Source organism: Streptomyces sp. NPDC101237, from assembly GCF_044767465.1.
GTDB classification, from domain to species: Bacteria; Actinomycetota; Actinomycetes; order Streptomycetales; family Streptomycetaceae; genus Streptomyces; species Streptomyces gramineus.
The window spans coordinates 112,852-129,520 of the sequence record NZ_JBIWNY010000009.1; the positions used below are offsets into that span (position 1 = coordinate 112,852).

At 73.0% G+C, this 16,669-nt stretch carries 16 protein-coding genes and 1 pseudogene; 7 read left to right on the plus strand and 10 right to left on the minus strand.

Annotation, left to right across the window (positions count from 1 at the left end; all coding sequences use genetic code 11):
* Positions 1 to 19: 19 nt before the first annotated feature.
* The 3 genes from ACIRQ9_RS16360 to ACIRQ9_RS16370 form a co-directional block, all read right to left on the minus strand.
* The gene (locus tag ACIRQ9_RS16360) at positions 20 to 1,003 is read right to left on the minus strand and encodes a zinc-dependent alcohol dehydrogenase family protein (protein WP_404172765.1); all 984 of its coding nucleotides are present in this window, start codon (positions 1,001 to 1,003) and stop codon (positions 20 to 22) included.
* A 76-nt stretch (positions 1,004 to 1,079) separates the two neighbouring features.
* Positions 1,080 to 1,652 carry a TetR/AcrR family transcriptional regulator gene (locus ACIRQ9_RS16365; RefSeq protein WP_404172768.1) on the minus strand — a complete coding sequence of 191 codons (573 nt, stop codon included), beginning with the start codon at positions 1,650 to 1,652 and terminating at the stop codon, positions 1,080 to 1,082.
* 223 nt (positions 1,653 to 1,875) lie between these two features.
* Positions 1,876 to 3,231: a dipeptidase gene (locus ACIRQ9_RS16370; RefSeq protein WP_404172771.1), complete on the minus strand. Its 1,356-nt coding sequence runs from the start codon at positions 3,229 to 3,231 to the stop codon at positions 1,876 to 1,878.
* 223 nt (positions 3,232 to 3,454) lie between these two features.
* On the opposite strand from ACIRQ9_RS16370, the gene ACIRQ9_RS16375 reads away from it, so the two are divergent.
* Entirely contained in the window at positions 3,455 to 4,750 is a 1,296-nt protein-coding gene (locus ACIRQ9_RS16375) for a geranylgeranyl reductase family protein (protein ID WP_404172774.1), read from the plus strand.
* Here the strand turns inward: ACIRQ9_RS16375 and ACIRQ9_RS16380 are convergent.
* Positions 4,740 to 5,189 carry a nitroreductase family deazaflavin-dependent oxidoreductase gene (locus ACIRQ9_RS16380; RefSeq protein ID WP_404172776.1) on the minus strand — a complete coding sequence of 150 codons (450 nt, stop codon included), beginning with the start codon at positions 5,187 to 5,189 and terminating at the stop codon, positions 4,740 to 4,742. The two genes, ACIRQ9_RS16375 and ACIRQ9_RS16380, sit on opposite strands and share 11 nt — an antisense overlap.
* Positions 5,190 to 5,451: 262 nt before the next feature.
* Here ACIRQ9_RS16380 and ACIRQ9_RS16385 point away from each other — a divergent pair, with 262 nt between their 5' ends.
* Positions 5,452 to 6,150, plus strand: coding sequence for a TetR/AcrR family transcriptional regulator (locus ACIRQ9_RS16385; protein ID WP_404172779.1), 699 nt, complete (start codon positions 5,452 to 5,454; stop codon positions 6,148 to 6,150).
* A gap of 8 nt (positions 6,151 to 6,158) precedes the next feature.
* On the opposite strand, the gene ACIRQ9_RS16390 is transcribed toward ACIRQ9_RS16385, so the two are convergent.
* Complete coding sequence (locus ACIRQ9_RS16390; RefSeq protein ID WP_404172782.1) at positions 6,159 to 7,292, minus strand: medium chain dehydrogenase/reductase family protein; 1,134 nt, start codon at positions 7,290 to 7,292, stop codon at positions 6,159 to 6,161.
* A 251-nt stretch (positions 7,293 to 7,543) separates the two neighbouring features.
* Between ACIRQ9_RS16390 and ACIRQ9_RS16395 the strand changes: the two genes are divergently transcribed.
* The 3 genes from ACIRQ9_RS16395 to ACIRQ9_RS16405 all read left to right on the plus strand — a co-directional run bounded on the left by ACIRQ9_RS16395 (position 7,544) and on the right by ACIRQ9_RS16405 (position 10,342).
* On the plus strand, positions 7,544 to 8,194 hold the full coding sequence (locus ACIRQ9_RS16395; RefSeq protein ID WP_404172785.1) for a TetR/AcrR family transcriptional regulator: 651 nt from the start codon (positions 7,544 to 7,546) through the stop codon (positions 8,192 to 8,194).
* Positions 8,195 to 8,384: 190 nt separating this feature from the next.
* Positions 8,385 to 9,680 (plus strand): sensor histidine kinase, encoded by a 1,296-nt coding sequence (locus tag ACIRQ9_RS16400; RefSeq protein ID WP_404172788.1) that lies wholly within the window; start codon positions 8,385 to 8,387, stop codon positions 9,678 to 9,680.
* Complete coding sequence (locus ACIRQ9_RS16405; RefSeq protein WP_404172790.1) at positions 9,677 to 10,342, plus strand: response regulator; 666 nt, start codon at positions 9,677 to 9,679, stop codon at positions 10,340 to 10,342. Before ACIRQ9_RS16400 ends, ACIRQ9_RS16405 begins: the two co-directional genes overlap by 4 nt.
* On the opposite strand, the gene ACIRQ9_RS16410 is transcribed toward ACIRQ9_RS16405, so the two are convergent.
* Together ACIRQ9_RS16410 and ACIRQ9_RS16415 are read right to left on the minus strand one after the other, a co-directional pair.
* Positions 10,303 to 10,584 carry a DUF6332 family protein gene (locus tag ACIRQ9_RS16410; protein ID WP_404172793.1) on the minus strand — a complete coding sequence of 94 codons (282 nt, stop codon included), beginning with the start codon at positions 10,582 to 10,584 and terminating at the stop codon, positions 10,303 to 10,305. The genes ACIRQ9_RS16405 and ACIRQ9_RS16410 overlap by 40 nt on opposite strands.
* A gap of 82 nt (positions 10,585 to 10,666) precedes the next feature.
* Complete coding sequence (locus ACIRQ9_RS16415) at positions 10,667 to 12,142, minus strand: MFS transporter (RefSeq protein ID WP_404172796.1); 1,476 nt, start codon at positions 12,140 to 12,142, stop codon at positions 10,667 to 10,669.
* Between the two features lie 86 nt (positions 12,143 to 12,228).
* On the opposite strand from ACIRQ9_RS16415, the gene ACIRQ9_RS16420 reads away from it, so the two are divergent.
* Positions 12,229 to 12,621 carry a MarR family winged helix-turn-helix transcriptional regulator gene (locus ACIRQ9_RS16420; RefSeq protein WP_404172799.1) on the plus strand — a complete coding sequence of 131 codons (393 nt, stop codon included), beginning with the start codon at positions 12,229 to 12,231 and terminating at the stop codon, positions 12,619 to 12,621.
* Between the two features lie 15 nt (positions 12,622 to 12,636).
* On the opposite strand, the gene ACIRQ9_RS16425 is transcribed toward ACIRQ9_RS16420, so the two are convergent.
* From ACIRQ9_RS16425 to ACIRQ9_RS16435, 3 genes and pseudogenes are all read right to left on the minus strand, one after another.
* Positions 12,637 to 13,371: a maleylpyruvate isomerase family mycothiol-dependent enzyme gene (locus ACIRQ9_RS16425; protein WP_404172802.1), complete on the minus strand. Its 735-nt coding sequence runs from the start codon at positions 13,369 to 13,371 to the stop codon at positions 12,637 to 12,639.
* A gap of 97 nt (positions 13,372 to 13,468) precedes the next feature.
* Positions 13,469 to 14,167: a CPBP family intramembrane glutamic endopeptidase gene (locus tag ACIRQ9_RS16430; protein WP_404173200.1), complete on the minus strand. Its 699-nt coding sequence runs from the start codon at positions 14,165 to 14,167 to the stop codon at positions 13,469 to 13,471.
* 23 nt (positions 14,168 to 14,190) lie between these two features.
* Positions 14,191 to 14,673 (minus strand): annotated as a pseudogene (locus ACIRQ9_RS16435) (arginine deiminase family protein); the annotation flags it as partial.
* 301 nt (positions 14,674 to 14,974) lie between these two features.
* Here ACIRQ9_RS16435 and ACIRQ9_RS16440 point away from each other — a divergent pair.
* On the plus strand, positions 14,975 to 16,660 hold the full coding sequence (locus tag ACIRQ9_RS16440; protein WP_404172805.1) for an alpha/beta hydrolase: 1,686 nt from the start codon (positions 14,975 to 14,977) through the stop codon (positions 16,658 to 16,660).
* Positions 16,661 to 16,669: the final 9 nt, after the last annotated feature.

Consider the following 16,669-nt stretch of genomic DNA (forward strand, 5'->3'; position numbering starts at 1 on the left):
CCGCCCCGGAGGGCCCGTGTCAGCCGACGTCGATCACGATCTTGCCCTGGGCGGTGCCGCTCTCCACGGCGGCGTGCGCGTCGGTGACGTCGGCGAGCGTGAAGCGGCGGGGGTCGAGCAGCGGCCGGAGCATCCCGGTGTCGGCGAGCGCCGCGGCCTCGCGCATGATCTCCCCGTGGTGCTCCCGCCCGCGCCCGGTCAGCAGCGGCAGCAGGGTGAAGATCCCGGAGTAGCTCGCCCCGCGGAAGCTGAGCGGCGCGAGACTGTGGGTGCCCCAGCCCAGGGCGCTCACCACGTGCCCCGTACCGGTGCGGACCGCGGTGAAGGACGCGTCGAGCACCGCGCCGCCGACGGTGTCGAAGACGACGTCGAAGCCCTCGCCACCGGTGTGCTCGGCGACGTACTCGTCCACGGTCGTGGTGGTGCGGTCGATGGCCGTGGCGCCCAACCGCCCGAGGACGTCCAGCCGCGAGGTGGACGCGGTGGCGAAGACCTCGGCGCCGCGGGCACGGGCGATCTGCACGGCCACATGACCGATCCCGCCCGCTCCGCCGTGCACGAGGACCCGCTGCCCGGCGCTGACACGCGCCCGGTCGACCAGCCCTTCCCAGGCCGTGATGAAGACCAGGGGCAGGGCGGCGGCCTCGCGCATGCCGAGCGCGGACGGCTTGCGGGCGAGCAGCCGGGCGTCGACCGCCGCGTACTCGGCGAGGGAGCCCGGCAGGTCGCCGACGCCGCCCGTCATGCCGAACACCTCGTCCCCGGGTGCGAGGCCCTCGACGCCGGCGCCGATCTCCGCGACCACTCCGGCCAGGTCCAGGCCGAGGATCGCCGGAAGCGTCCGCCGGGCGTGATCGGCGCGCCCGGCCCGGATCTTGGCGTCCAGCGGGTTCACACCGCTGGCTTTCACCTTGACCAGTACCTGGCCCGGGCCCGCCACGGGCTGGTCGACGTCTCTGAGGACCAGCGGAGAGCCGAACTCCTCCAGGACCGCTGCGCGCATGGCTGCGCCTCTTTCTGCCTGCTGTGGGGAACGGAAGAAGACCGGCGCGGGCCGGTCCGGTGGGAGGCGGTCGCGGTCAGACGTGACCGGCCACGAGCGCGCGCGCCGCCGACTTCGCCGCGCTCACGACGGCGCGGTCCTGGAGGAGGCGGCCGGAGGCCAGAGCGCCGTCCACGAGGAGCCCGATCCCGCGCGCCAGCCCGTCCGGATCACCGGCGCCGGCCTGACGGCAAAGCTCGGTCAGCCACTCCTGGCGGCGCCGGGTGTGCTCGACGGTGACGGCCCGGGCCTCGGAGTCCGGATCGGCCTCGACCGCCGCGCTGACGAACGGGCACCCGAGGAAACCGTGCCGGTCGAAGGCGTCCGTCAACGCGTCGAACAGCCCGACGAGCTGCTCCGCTGGATCGTCACCGACGCGTTCCGCCGCCGCCCGCAACTGCGCCCTCCAGGAGCCGTCGGTACGGCGCAGGTACGCCGTGACCAGCTCTTCCTTGGTGCGGAAGTGCGCGTAGAGCGTCGACTTCGACACGCCCGACGCCACGATGACCTGATCCACGCCCACGCCGCGGAGCCCGTTCGCGTAGAACAGCTCGGCCGCCGCGGTGAGGATCCGCTCCTCGGACTTCGTCTTCCTGAACTGCGTCGCCATCACCTCGCCTCCTTAATCGAACAGACTAGTTCGTTCGATTAAGGTCGGCAAGGCGCGGCCGGAGCACCCCGAACCCGGAGCGACCCGCCGCACGGAACACCCGAAACGGCTGCCGCGAGCCCGCCGGAAACGACGGACGGGCCCCGGCCGGCCGCCGGAGCCCGTCACAGGCCCTGCAAGGAGAATCCGCCCCGCCGGGCGCTTGTACCGCCGGGGCGAGAGGTCAGCCCGCCGCGTAGTTCCGCAGGAACAGCGCCTCCGCCACCGACAGGCGCTCCAGCTCCTGCGGCGACACGCTCTCGTCGACCGCGTGGATCTGCGCCTCCGGCTCGCTCAGCCCGATCAGCAGGATCTCGGCGTCCGGGTAGAGGCTCGCCAGCGTGTTGCACAGCGGGATGGAGCCGCCCTGACCCGCGTACTGCATCGTCTCGCCCGGGTAGGCGGCCGTCATCGCGTCGGCCATCGCCTGGTACGCCGGGCTGCTGGTGTCGGCACGGAACGGCTGCCCCTGACCGACCGACTCGGTCCGCACCCGGGCCCCCCACGGCGTGTGCGCCTCCAGGTGGGCCTGGAGCAGCTTGCTCGCCTCGGCCGCGTCCACGCCCGGCGGCACCCGGAGGCTGACCAGGGCACGGGCGCTCGCCTGCACCGACGGCGTGGCGCCGACCACGGGCGGGCAGTCGATGCCGAGCACCGTGACCGCAGGACGCGCCCAGATGCGGTCGGCGACCGAGCCGCCGCCGATCAGGCCGACGCCGTCCAGCACCTTCGCGTCCGTGCGGAACTGCTCCTCGCCGTACTCCAGCCCCTCCCAGCCCGACGCCGGCGCGAGCCCGTCGACACGCGTCGAACCGTCCTCGTCGCGCAGCGAGTCCAGCACGCGGATCAGCGCCGCCAGCGCGTCCGGGGCGGCACCGCCGAACTGCCCGGAGTGCAGATTGCCCTGGAGCGTGTCGATCTGGACCCGGAGCATGGTCATGCCGCGCAGGGTCGTGGTCACCGTCGGCAGGCCGAGGCGGAAGTTGCCGGCGTCGCCGATGACGATCGTGTCCGCCGTCAGCAGGTCGGGGTGCTGCTCGGCGTACCGCTCCAGACCGCCGGTGCCCATCTCCTCCGAGCCCTCGGCGATCACCTTGACGTGGACCGGGACGCCGCCGTTCGCCTTCAGCGCGCGCAGCGCCAGCAGGTGCATGAGGACACCGCCCTTGCAGTCCGCGGCGCCGCGGCCGTACCAGCGGCCGTCCCGCTCGGTGAGCTCGAACGGCGGGCTGGTCCAGGCGGCCTCGTCCAGCGGCGGCTGCACGTCGTAGTGCGCGTACAGCAGGACGGTCTTGGCACCCTCGGGGCCCGGCAGGTAGCCGTACACCGACTGCGTGCCGTCCGGGGTGTCCAGCACGGCGACGTCCACGAAGTCCTCGGCGCGCAGCGCGTCGGCGACCCAGTTCGCGGCGCCCTCGCTCTCGCTCCTGGGGAACTGGGCGAAGTCCGCCACCGACTTGAAGGCCACCAGCTCGGCGAGCTCCGCCTTGGCCCTGGGCATCAGGGCGGCGACGGTCTCGGCGACCGGATTGGACGACATGGGCACGCTCCTCGTGGGTGCGACGTTGAACTGGGTGAGTGCACCGATCCTCCCACAGCGGCCTGCGGTGATCGCCGCCGTAGGATGCGGGGGGACAGGTGGTAGGTGCCCGGCTGCGGACGGACAGGGTTCGACCCCGACCCACGGGTCGTACGGCATCTATGGCTTGATAGGGCATACGGCACTTACGGCTTCTACGGCTTGATCGGAGCAGCGGACCATCGTGAGCGGTGAGAATTCTTCGGCGGACGACATGCAGCGGGTGTGGGACGTCGTCGTGGTGGGCGCGGGGCCCGCGGGTGCGTCGGCGGCCTACGCGGCGGCGGTCGCTGGACGGCGCGTGCTGCTGCTGGAGAAAGCCGAGCTGCCCCGCTACAAGACGTGCGGCGGCGGCATCATCGGGCCCTCGCGCGACGCGCTCCCGCCCGGCTTCGAGCTTCCCTTCAAGGACCGGGTGCACGCGGTCACCTTCTCCAACAACGGCCGCTTCACCCGCACCCGCCGTTCCAAGCAGATGATGTTCGGGCTGATCAACCGGCCCGAGTTCGACCAGCAGCTGGTCGAGCACGCCCAGAAGGCGGGCGCCGAACTGCGCACCGGGGCCACCGTCACGCGCGTCGAGCAGCACGGCTCGGCCGTCCCGGACCGGCGCACGGTCGCCGTGGTGCTCCAGGGCGGCGAGACCCTGCTGGCCCGTGCCGTGGTCGGCGCCGACGGCAGTGCCAGCCGGATAGGCGCCCACGTCGGGGTCAAGGTCGACCAGGTGGACCTCGGCCTGGAGGCGGAGATCCCGGTACCCGAGACGGTCGCCGAGGACTGGAAGGGCCGGGTGCTCATCGACTGGGGCCCGATGCCCGGCAGTTACGGCTGGGTCTTCCCCAAGGGCGACACGCTGACCGTCGGCGTGATCTCGGCGCGCGGCGAAGGCGCGGCCACCAAGCGGTACCTGGAGGACTTCATCGCCCGGCTCGGCCTCGCCGGCTTCGAACCCAGCATCTCCTCCGGCCACTTGACCCGCTGCCGCGCCGACGACTCGCCGCTGTCGCGGGGCCGGGTGCTCGTGTGCGGTGACGCGGCCGGCCTCCTGGAGCCGTGGACCCGCGAGGGCATCTCCTTCGCGCTGCGCTCGGGACGGCTCGCGGGGGAGTGGGCGGTGCGGATCGCCGAGGCCCACGACGCCGTGGACGCCCGCCGTCAGGCGCTGAACTACGCGTTCGCCGTCAAGGCGGGCCTCGGTGTCGAGATGAGCGTCGGCAAGCGGATGCTCGCGGTGTTCGAGCGCAGGCCCGGCCTGTTCCACGCGGCCCTGACCGGCTTCCGTCCCGCCTGGCGCGCGTTCAAGGAGATCACCCAGGGCCGGACCTCCCTCGGCGAACTCGTCCGTTCCCACCCGCTGGCCCAGCGCGCCCTCACCACCTTCGCCCCGGAGCCCGCGGCCCAGGCGAAGCCTGACGAGGCCGACGCGGACGAGCGGGACGAGCGGGACGAGACGGACTCGCAGGGGTCGGTCACTTCGTGACGGCGATCCGGAAGACCGGGTGGTCGGGGGCGATACGTCGCAGGTCGGCGTCGGGAGAATCGGCGCCGACCCCGTTGAAGAAGACCCCGACCTCGGCCTTCCAGCGCTTCAGGTAGGCCCGCAGCAGCTCGACCTTGTCGTCGTCGGCGACCTCGGTTGCGGTGAAGACGTCCACGTTCTTGCCGAGCCGCAGTTCGCCGCCGCCGGCCGCGCGCATGTTGTGGGTCCACTGGACGTGGCCGCGCGGTGCGAGCAGGTACCGCTCCCCGTTCACCGTCAGCAGGTTCACGGGGGTGGTCCGCCACTCCCCGCTCTTGCGTCCGCGGACGGCGAGGACGCGGGAGCCCCAGATGCTGATGCCGCGTCCGGTGAGCCAGCCCACGGCCTGGTTGAGGATCTTGACGGTGAACCAGCCGGGCTTCTGGACGTATGTCGACATGATGACCCCCACGGTTTGAGAGAGCGGTGCTCTCGGTTGGCTTCAGTGTGGGGGAGATCGGCGCTCTAAAGCAAGAGCGGTGCTCTCTTTTTTGTGCGGTGCACTGGTTTGTGTGCGGTGCGCTTGGGTGGGGGAGGGGTGGCAGTCCGCAGGCGGCGGCCCCGCAACGTGTGCGCCGCTCCGTAACGAGTGCACCGCTCCAGAACGCGTGCACCGCTCCGGAACGTGTGCACTGCTCCGGATGCATGACAGACTGCTCCGCATGACCACCACACAGGGCGCCCGCGCGCGAGCCAGGATGGAAGTCACCGCGGCCATCAAGGACGAGGCGCGCAGACAGCTCGCCGCCGAAGGCGCTCCCAAGCTGTCGCTGCGCGCCGTCGCGCGCGAACTCGGCATGGTCTCCTCGGCGCTCTACCGCTACTTCCCGAGCCGGGACGACCTGCTCACCGCGCTGATCATCGACGCCTACGACTCCCTCGGCGAGGCCGCCGAGACCGCGCACGCCGCCGACGTCGACGCCGGTGCCGCGCCCGCGCAGCGCTGGGTCACCGTGTGCGAGGCGGTGCGCCGCTGGGCGCTGGCGCACCCCCACGAGTACGCGCTGATCTACGGCTCCCCGGTGCCCGGCTACTCGGCCCCGGACACCACCATCCAGCCGGCCGCCCGGGTCGCCCTCGTGCTGATCGGTATCCTGCACGACGCGTTCGGGCGGCGCGGTCTGGCCCGTACCCCCGTGCCGGCCGAACTCGCGCCCGAGGCCCGCCGGATGGCCGACGAGCTGATGCCGGGCCTGCCTCCGGAGGTGGCCGTGGCCATGGCGGCGGCCTGGGCGCAGCTGTTCGGGCTGGTCGGATTCGAACTGTTCGGCCAGTTCAAGGGGGTCGTGGAGGACCGTGACCGGTTCTTCCGGCACGCGGCCGCACAGCTCGCCCACGGAGTGGGTCTGGTCTTCCCGTAGCTGGGAGGTCAGGGCGCCGGGGTGGCCGTCGTGCCCGCGCCGTCCTCCGGGACGAGCACGATCTTGCCCGCGACCGTCCCGGACTCGGCGAGCCGCAGGGCCTCTGCGGCCCGGGTCAGGGGCAGCAGGGCGGCGATGCGGGCGGTGACCTCGCCGCGCCGGAAGGACTCGAACACCTGGGTGAGGTCGGCGTTCAGCCGGGCCCGGAACCGGTCCTTGGCGAGGGCGCTGCCCTCCCAGACGTTGAAGAAGCACGCGTGCCGGCCGTTGGGCAGCGCGTTCCACAGCCACACCCGGCCCAGGATCTTCAGCACCGGCAACTGCTTGGAACCCGAGTCGTCCCGCGTGGTGGCGCTCCCGTAGGCGACGAGGGTGCCGCCCGGGGCGAGCAGGTTCCAGGAGTCGACGACGCTGCGGCCGCCGAGGTGGTCGAAGACGGCGTCGACGCCGCCGGGAGCCAGTTCGCGGACGCGTGCCGGGACGTCCTCGGCCCGGTAGTCGACCGGGGTGACGCCCATCTCGCGCAGCGCGTCGTGGTGACGGGCCGAGGCCGTGCCGATCACGCGCAGGTCCGCGGCGCGCGCGAGCTGGACGAGGACCGTGCCGACCCCGCCGTTGGCGCCGTGCACCAGGATCGTGCCGCCGGGCCGCACCCTGGCCTTGCGGTGCAGCATCTGCCAGGCCGTGATCCCGTTGACGACCAGTGTCTCGGCCTCCGCCGCGCCTATGCCGGCCGGTACCTCCACGGCGTCGGCCGCGTCGAGCACGACGTGACTGGCCCAGCCGCCCACCTTGACCAGGGACGCCACCCGCCTGCCGACGAGTCCGGGCGTGACGCCCTCACCGGCCGTGAGCACCGTGCCGACCAGGTCGTAGCCGGGGACGAAGGGGAACGGCGGCTGGTCGTAGTACCGGCCGCGGCGCATCTGCTGCTCCGCGAAGGAGACGCCGGTCGCCTCCATGCGGACGACGATCTGACCGGCGCCCGGAACGGGGACCTCCCCGTGCCGGATCCGCAGACCCTCGGGTTCCACGACACCCGGCAGGACCACCTCGACCAGCCCGGTGCCGCTGCCGGTGCCCTTGCCCTTGCCGGTGGTGGGGGTGGAGCTCTGGGGTGCGGTGTTTCCTGCGAAATCCATGACGACCTCCATGACGGTCTCCCTGTGGTACAGCTGCGTAGATGCAGTCGCGGACTGGAGAGGTACTCGCTTGCGTTAGAAGCTATAACTAAAATGACGGCCACTAGTGATGGTGTCAAGCCGTAGCTTCGCGCGGCGTCGGAACTTTCCGTTAGATGCCATCTCGGAAGTGATAGGTTGAAACGGACGGAATGGCCCTTACGAGGTACGAGTCAGGCGTCAGCTGCGCAAGCGAAAGGAGCGTGCAGGTCATGGCGGCAGAAGCAGTGACCCCCCGCGAGCGGTACCGGAGCCAGGTGCGGGCCGACATCAAGGCGCGCGCCTGGGGGCAGATCGCCAAGTCCGGCGCGTCGGGCCTGTCCCTGAACGCGATCGCCAAGGAACTGGGCATGAGCGGCCCGGCCCTCTACCGGTACTTCGGCAGCCGGGACGAGCTGATCACCGAGCTGATCAGGGACGCCTACCGAGGCCTGGCCGACACCTTCCGCACCGCTGCCGAGGCACGGGCCGGCGTCGAAGGCCTCGCGCGGGCCCTGCGCCGTTGGGCGCTCGACGATCCCCAGCGGTACTTCCTCGTCTACGGCACCCCGGTGCCCGGATATCACGCGCCCGACGACATCACCGCCATCGCCCAGGAGATCATGGGCGCGCTGCTCGACGTGTGCGCGACGGCCGAGCCCGAGGCGCCTGCCTCCCCTGGCTTCACCGCGCACCTCGCCCAGCACCGCGAATGGGCGGGCGACCACCCCGCCTCGCCCGATGTCCTGCGCCGGGCGCTGGCGTTCTGGACACGGGTGCACGGCGTGCTCTCCCTGGAACTCGCCGGCCAGTTCACGGGCATGGGCTTCGACCCCGAGCGGCTCTTCGACGCCGAGGTCGCGGAACTGGCCTCCGGCCGCTGACCGGCCGCACCGCACGCCCCCGCCAACGCAGCGCACGCCACCGCCAACGCACCCCACGCCACCGCACGGCACCCTTCCGCACGAAACCGGCCCGCTCCACCCCGCCCGGCGGCCTACTCCGCCGGGAGTACGTGTGATCACCCCGCCTGGCCGACGCTCGTGCGGGCCGGTGCCGTCTAGCGTGGCGGACATGGACGAGCAGCGGGAACGGGAGCGCGGCCCCGCGCGGTGGTGGCGGTACGGACCACCATGGCCGCACGGCGACGACGACCGCACGGGCGAGCCGCCGCGCGGCAGGCTGCCGTGGGGCACCACCGTCGCCCTCACCGTGCTGGTGCTGGCGGGCTCGAACTTCGCCGCCCACGCGCAGCCCCACCGCGAGCCGCTCGACGTCTACGGCCGCCTGCTGCTCCTGGCCGCCTGCGCGCTGCTGCTGTGGCGGCACCGGCACCCGGTGCCGGTGGTGTTCGGCACGTCGGCGCTCGCCCTCGGCTACCTCGCGGCCGGCTACCCGTACGGTCCGGTCTTCGCGGCCGTCGCGGTGGCCTGCTTCGGCGCGGTCGTCGCGGGGCGCCGCCGGGCCGCGTGGGCGGCCGTAGGGATGCTGTGGGGCGGCCACCTGCTGATCTCGCTCTGGCTGTACCGCGTGCTGCCTCCGCCGGGCGACTCGGGGGCGAACGCGGGCCAGGAGTTGATCGCCGCCACCTGGGTGTTGATCATCGTCTCGGTGGCGGAGCTGGTCCGGCTGCGCCGTGAGCAGTGGGCGCGGGAGCGGGCCGACCGGGCGCAGGCGGCCAGACGGCGGGCGGACGCCGAGCGGCTGCGGATCGCCCGCGAACTGCACGACGTGCTCGCGCACAGCATCTCCGTGATCAACGTCCAGGCGGGGGTGGGCCTGGCGCTGCTGGACGCGGACCCCGAGCAGGCCCGGACCGCGCTCACCACCATCAAGGCGGCGAGCAAGGAGGCGCTGGGCGAGGTGCGCCAGGTCCTCGACACCCTGCGCGCACCCGGAGACGTGCCCCGCGCGCCCGCCCCCGGCCTCGGGCGGCTGCCCGAACTGGTCGAACAGGCGGCGAGCGCGGGACTGACGGTGGCCGTGGAGGGAGAGCCGCCGTCGCTGCCGCCGGGCGCCGACCTGGCCGCCTTCCGGATCGTGCAGGAGGCGCTGACCAATGTCGTACGGCACTCGGGGTCCCGGCACGCGCGCGTGCGGCTCGAACACGGCGGCGGGGAGCTGCGGTTGCGGATCGACGACGACGGTCCGGCGACCCACGCGGACGCGGGCGGCAGCGGGAACGGGCTGGCCGGGATGCGGGAACGGGCGGCCGCGCTGGGCGGCACGATCGAGGCGGGCCCGCGCGCCGACGGCGGCTTCCGGGTGCTCGCCGTCCTGCCCCTGACCGCAGCGGAACCCCTGGCGGCCCGACCGGGCCGGACCCCGTACGCAACCGGTCCGACCTCGACCGACCGGGAGGAACGATGATCCGGGTACTGCTCGCCGACGACCAGTCGCTGGTGCGGGCCGGCTTCCGGGCGTTGCTCGACGCGCAGCCGGACGTGGAGGTCGCCGGAGAGGCGGCGGACGGCGAGGAGGCGCTGCGCAAGGTGCGCGAACTCCGTCCCGACGTCGTCCTGATGGACATCCGCATGCCGCGGCTCGACGGCCTGGCCGCGACCCGCCGGATCACCGGCGCGCAGGAGCTGAGGGACGTCAGGGTCGTCATGCTGACGACGTTCGAGCTGGACGAGTACGTCTTCGAGGCGATCCGCTCCGGCGCCTCGGGGTTCCTGGTGAAGGACACCGAGCCGGAGGAACTCGTGCGCGCGGTCCGGGCGGTGGTGGGCGGTGACGCGCTGCTGTCGCCGGGGGTGACGCGGCGGCTGATCGCCGAGTTCGCGGCCCGTTCCAAGGAGCCGGCCGCAGCCGACGCCCTCGCCCGGCTCACCGACCGCGAGAGGGAGGTGATGGCCCTGGTCGGCATCGGCCTGTCCAACGAGGAGATCGCCCGGCGCCTGGTGGTCAGCCCGCTTACCGCCAAGACCCACGTGAGTCGCGCCATGGTCAAGCTGGGCGCCCGGGACCGCGCCCAACTGGTCGTGCTGGCCTACGAGTCGGGTTTGGTCAGGCCGGGCTGGCTGGGCTGAGACCTCCGGAAGCGGACCAGTACGGCGACGACCCGGGCGAAGAACACCACCGTGGCCAGTGCCGCGCCCGCCGGTGGCAGCGCACGTTCGAGGAGACCGGGGAGATCGAAGAGCAGGGCCGGCCCGGCCACCGCCCCGAAAACCACGACCGCCGCGAACATCGCGCTGCACAGCGCGTATCCGATCTCGACGGTGATCGCGTCCCGCTCCGCCTGACCGCGCCGTCCGCCGTGGCTCGTCATCTCCGCAGTGTCCCGGAGGTGTGCCCGGCGGAGCAAGCGGCTCCGCCGGGCACACGGGGGAGGCGTCCCCCTGAGCCGCGCGTCAGTCGCGCACGGACACGCGCTCCGCCTCCAGGGAGGTGGACCTGGCGATCACCACGCTCTGTCCGGAGCGCCTGGTGCGCAGCCCGGTCAGCGTGATCAGGAGTCCGGCGAGGGCGACGCCGGCGACCACCATGAAGCCGGGGCGGTAGCTGTCGAGCACGGCCTGCGGAGTCGCGTGCGCCGGGGCGCCCGCGGTGACGACGGCCGTCACGACGGCCAGGAAGATCGCGCCGCCCACCTGCACGGAGGTGTTCAGGAGCCCGGAGACCATGCCCTGCTCGTGGTCGTCGACCCCGTTGGTGGCCTGGATGTTGAGCGAGGGGAAGACCAGCGCGCAGGCCGCGCCGATCAGCAGCATCGACGGCAGGATCACCGCGGCGTAGGACGGGTCGAGGTCGACGCGCAGGAACAGGGCGTAGCCGATGACCATGAACGTGAAGCCCGCCGCGATCAGCCGCGGGGTGCCGAAGCGGTCGACGATCGCGCCGACCTTGGTCGAGGACACGGCCACGAGCGCGCCCGCGGGCAGGAAGGCCAGCGCGGTGTGCAGGGCCGACCAGCCGAGCAGCGACTGCATGTACAGCGTGGTCAGGAACTGGAAACCGACGTAGGAACCGAAGAAGGCGACGGCGCCGAGCTGGGCGCGGACCTGGCTGCCGGAGCGGAGCACGCCGAGCCGGACGAGGGGGCCGGGGGAGCGGCGTTCGACGCGGACGAAGACGGTCAGCAGGACGGCGACCGCGAGGAAGGACAGCAGGGTGCGGGCCGAGGCCCAGCCCACCTGCGGGGCCTCCACGACGGTGAACACCAGCAGCAGCATGGAGGCGGTGCCGAGGATCGCGCCGGGGATGTCGTAGCCGTTGTGGTCGCGTTCGCGTGTGCTGCGCGGCAGCAGCCGCAGGCCGGCGACCAGCGCGATCAGGGCGATGGGAGCGGGCAGCAGCATGGTGAGGCGCCAGCTGGCCTCGGTGAGCAGGCCGGACAGCACCAGGCCCATGGAGAAGCCGGTGGCGGCGCACGTGGTGTAGATGGCGAGGGCGCGGTTGCGCAGCGGGCCCTCGGGGAACGTGGTCGTGATGATCGAGAGGCCGGCCGGGGCGGTGAAGGCCGCGCTGAGCCCCTTGATGAAACGGCTGGCGATCAGCAGCGGCCCCGAGTCGACGAGGCCGCCGAGCAGGGACGCGAGGGCGAAGACGCCGAGGGCCACGAGGAACACCTGACGGCGGCCGAGCAGGTCGGCGGTCCGGCCGCCGAGGAGCAGGAGACCGCCGTAGCCGAGGATGTAGCCGCTGACGATCCACTGCAGCGTGGAGGTCGACAGCTGCAGGTCGGAGCCGATCGAGGGAAGGGCGACGCCGACCATCGAGACGTCCAGGGCGTCCAGGAACATGGCGGCGCAGAGCACCAGCAGGGTGCCCCAGAGGCGGGGAGTCCAGCGTCCCTCGGGGGCAGGAGCGGTGAGCGGAGAGGTCATGCCCACAGACACTACATGCACATGCATCGAATGCAAGAGCATTTAATTACGGTGCAACAATTGCGCTTCTCTGCTACGGTGCCGGAATGTCGGCGAACACGCCCGAGCGGGCACTCGCGGAGCAGTGGCGGGACATCCTCGCCCTGCACGCCCGCACCCAGTGCGAACTCGACCGCGCCCTGCACGGCCACGGCCTGTGCGCCAGCGACTTCGAGGTCCTCGACCTGCTCTCCGACGGCGCGGCGGAGGACGGCGGCTGCAGTTACCGCGTCCAGGAGATCGCCGAGCGGGTGCACCTGAGCCAGAGCGCGCTGTCCCGGCTGGTCGCCCGGCTGGAGAAGGACGGCCTGGTCGAGCGGACCATGTGCCCGGAGGACCGGCGGGGCGTGCGGGTGGCGCTCACCGGGAAGGGGCGCGCGCTGCACGGCGAGGTACTGCCCGTGCAGCGCGCGGTGCTCACCCGGATGCTGGCGGGCTGAGGAGTACGGCGGCGGTCAGATGCCGGACCTGGTCCGCCACAGGTCGGCCAGTTCCTGGTCGCCGGTCACCTTCGGCACCGGAATCCGGTTCCACAGCGCCAGGTACAACTCGTCGGCGGGGCCGGAGAGTTCGGTCATCGCGCCGGGGAGTGCGCCGACCTCCGTGACCGGCGGTTCCGATGACAGCCGTACCGTCCAGGCGTGGTCCCGGTCGGCGGCGCGCACCTGGAGCACCCTCGGGTACTCGGAACGGACCCGGCTGCGGGGGCGGGCGTGGAAGCCGCGCAGCAGTTCGTCGATACCGTCGACCGCGAAGTCCGTGGCGACGGGGGAGACCGGACCGCCCCGGGCGGCCTCGGCGTCGTACCGGTGCACGGTCGTCTCGTGGGCCTGGCGGCGCATCCAGAAGGCGAGGGGCGAGGGGACGGGTGCCGGGTGGAAGGTCCAGCACGTCACGTCCCGCGGCGCATCGGCCAGGGTCTCGACGAGAACGCGGTGGCCGTCCCGGAACCAGGTGGTCAGGTCGGTGCCGTCGAGGTCCGGCGGATCCGGGATCGGCCGGGGTCCGGACTCGGCGTCGGCGACGAAACCGGTGGCCCACCGGTGGATGGTCCCCGTGTGCCGCAGCAGGTCGCGCACCCGCCAGTGGGGGCAGGCCGGCACGTCGGCGTCGAGGCCGGCCGCCTCGGCGGCGGCGGCCAGTGACCGGCCCTCCCGGTCAAGGATCTGAAGATACTCGGCAGTCTCCATGCGGCGAGTCTGCCCGATCCGGCACCCGCCGGTGCGCCGGGCTCCGCCACGGACCGCGCCGTCGGCCTCCGCGCTCCGACGTTCGTGATCAATACACCTAGCGCAGCAGGAATCCCACCGTGTAACCCAGTGCGTTGACCGCCCAGTGCAGGGTCATCGGTGCCAGCAGGGAGCCGCTGCGGTCGCGCAGCCAGCACAGCAGGCAGCCCGCGACGGCGGTGAACAGGACCGCCCCGACGTCCACGAGGACGGTGCCGAGGACCGAGTGCCCGAAGACCGAACCCAGCGTCGGTTTGTCCTCGTCGAGGTTCAGTGACGGCAGGATGTGCCAGAGGCCGAACAGCACGGAGGACAGGACGGCGGCCGTCGTCGCCGTGCGCAGCCGTCGCAGCAGCGCGAACAGCACTCCACGGAAGGCGATCTCCTCCAGCAGTACGGTTCCCACCGGCACCGCGACCAGCGCCTTGAAGGCGACCTGCGGCCCGCTCAGCGCATCGGTCCGCTGGTCCGCGAACAGCCCGCGGGTGACCGGCAGCAGGGCCCCGCACAGATAGACCGCCGCGACGATCCCGGTCAGCGCGACCGCCCAACGCAGCCCGTCCGCGCAGGTGTTCCGGCCGAGTCCCAGCTCGGCCCGGTCGCCTCCGGCCCAGAACAGCAGTGCCACCAGGGCCGCCGAGGCGACGACCGCGGTGAGCAGGGTCCAGGACCTGGCGAAGCGGTTGTCCAGCAGGTTGACCGCCACCAGCACGGCGACCACCAGGACGAGGGCGGCCCGCGTGGGGAGCCGCGGCATCGGCACGGCCGCGTCCGGCGGCGTCAGAACTCGACCGGGTCGCGCAGCGGCGGGCAGGTCATGCAGTGCCCGCCGCCGCGCCCCCGGCCCAGTTCGGCGCCGACGATGGTGATGACCTCGACGCCCGCCTTGCGCAGCAGCGTGCTGGTCCGGGTGTTGCGGTCGTAGGTGACGACCACGCCCGGCTCCAGGGCGACCGCGTTGTTGCCGCTGTCCCACTGCTGGCGCTCCGAGGCGTAGACGTCGCCGCCGGTCTCGACCACGCGCAGCTCCGGCAGACCCGGCGCCTTGGCCACCACGTCGACGAACGTGCCGGTGCCCTCGTCGGTCAGCTCGATGCCGGGCGCCCGGTCGGCGGGCCGCAGCGAGAAGGCGTGCACCCCGTCCACGATGGCCGGACAGAGGGTCACCAGGTCCCGGTCGGCGAAGGTGAACACCGTGTCGAGGCGCATCGCGGACCGCAGCCGGGGCATCCCGGCGACGACCACGTGCCGGGCCGCCCCCCGCCAGCACGTGGTGTCGCGCGTCATCGAACCGACCACCATCGCGGTCAGCGTGGGCAGCGTCAGCTCGGCCGCAGACGGCGAGGAACGCGGACTCTCGGTCGTCTGGGCCTGGGCCATGCCCACCACGATGGGACATCCCGTACCGCCCCGCACCTCGTGCCGTCCGCGGCGAGGGGCCCGGCGGCCCTCCGGATGCGGTCGCGCGCACGGTGGCCGATCGTGGTCCCGAGGTGGCCACGTGGGTGTTGTGGGCAAGGCTATGAATCGTACGAGGGACTGGCCCCGTCGGGTGACGGAGTGGATGCGCCGCCATACGGCGGGCTCCGGCCGGGTGATCCGGCGGCGGCCGTGCTGGTGCGGGGTCGTCGTCGCGGTCCTGTGCTACTGCCTGTCCCTCACGCCCTCCCTGCTGCCGCGCGCCTGGTGGCTCCAGGGGTTCGTCGCCGGTGTCTCGGCGGTCGTCGGCTACGCGGTCGGCGCCGTCCTGGAGACGCTCGCCCGCTTCCTGCTGCGCTGGGCCGGGTTCCGGGTCCGGCCGCGGGTCCGCAGGATCCTCCGGGCGGCCCTCGGGGTGCTCGGGGCGGCCGCGGTGGTCGCCGTGACGGCCTGGAGCGTCCGCTGGGAGGGCGAGGTGCGCCGCGCGGTGAGCCTGCCTCCCCAGGTGGTCTGGTGGCAGTGGGCGCTGGTCCCGTTCGTCGCCGCCCTCGTCGCCGCGCTGCTGCTCCTGACCGGCCGTGCGGTACGGCTCGGCACCCGCCTCGTGGCCCGCCCGCTCGGCGCGCAGATCCCGCGCCCGCTCGCCCGCGCCGTCGGGGTCGCCGTCGCCGCGTTCGTGATCGTCGGCGTCGTCCAGGGCTTCCTGCTGCGCGGGGCGCTGGACGCGATCGAGAGCGCGGCCTCCCTGGCCGACCAGGGCACCGCCGTGGGCGTCCACCAGCCCGGCCTGTCCACCCTGTCCGGGAGCCCGCGGTCCGCCGCGCCCTGGGACACCCTCGGCGCCCGGGGCCGCGACTTCGTCGGTACGGCCACCACCCGCGCCGACATCAGCGCCTTCACCGGCCGCCCGGCCCAGGACCCGGTGCGCGTCTACGTCGGACTGCGCACCGCCGGCACCGTCGGCGAGCGCGCCGATCTCGCCGTACGCGAACTCGAACGCACCGGCGGCTTCTCCCGGAAGGTCCTCGCCGTGATGGGCACCACCGGCACCGGCTGGATCAACGACCAGGGCAGCAAACCCCTGGAGTACATGTGGGGCGGTGACACCGCCGAGGTCGCCCTGCAGTACTCCTACCTGCCCAGCTGGGTCTCCGCGCTCACCGAGGACGAGGCCGCCGCCACCGGACGCGCCCTGTTCACCGCCGTCTACGACAAGTGGCGCACCCTCCCGGCCGATTCCCGGCCCCGGCTGGTCGTCTACGGCGAGAGCCTCGGCTCCTTCTCCATGGAGTCCGCCGTCGACGGCTCCCTGGCCCGGCTCACCTCGGAGACCGGGGGCGCGCTGTTCGTCGGCCCGACCTACGACAACCCGCTGTGGAAGAGGATCACCGCTCAGCGGCAGCCAGGCAGCCCCGAGTGGCGCCCGGTGGTCGGCGACGGCGCGCAGGTGCGCTTCGCGCAGGTACCGGCGGACTACGGCATCCCTCCCGCGCCCTGGGGCGAGCCCCGCGCGGTCTATCTCCAGAACGGCTCCGACCCCGTCGTCTGGTGGTCACCCGCCCTCGCCCTGAACGAGCCGGACTGGCTGGAGCGGCCCCGCGCCCGGGACGTCTCCCCGGCGATGCGCTGGTACCCGCTGCTGACGTTCTGGCAAGTGGCGTGCGACCTGGCCGGCGCGGACAGCGTGCCGGACGGGTACGGCCACCGGTACGGCACGATGCCGACGAGCGCCTGGGCCGAGATCACCCGGCCGCCGGACTGGACGGCGGCCGACACGGCCCGGCTGGCCGCCCTGCTGGAATCGGTGCGCGAACCGGGGCTGCTGGACTGACGGACGCCG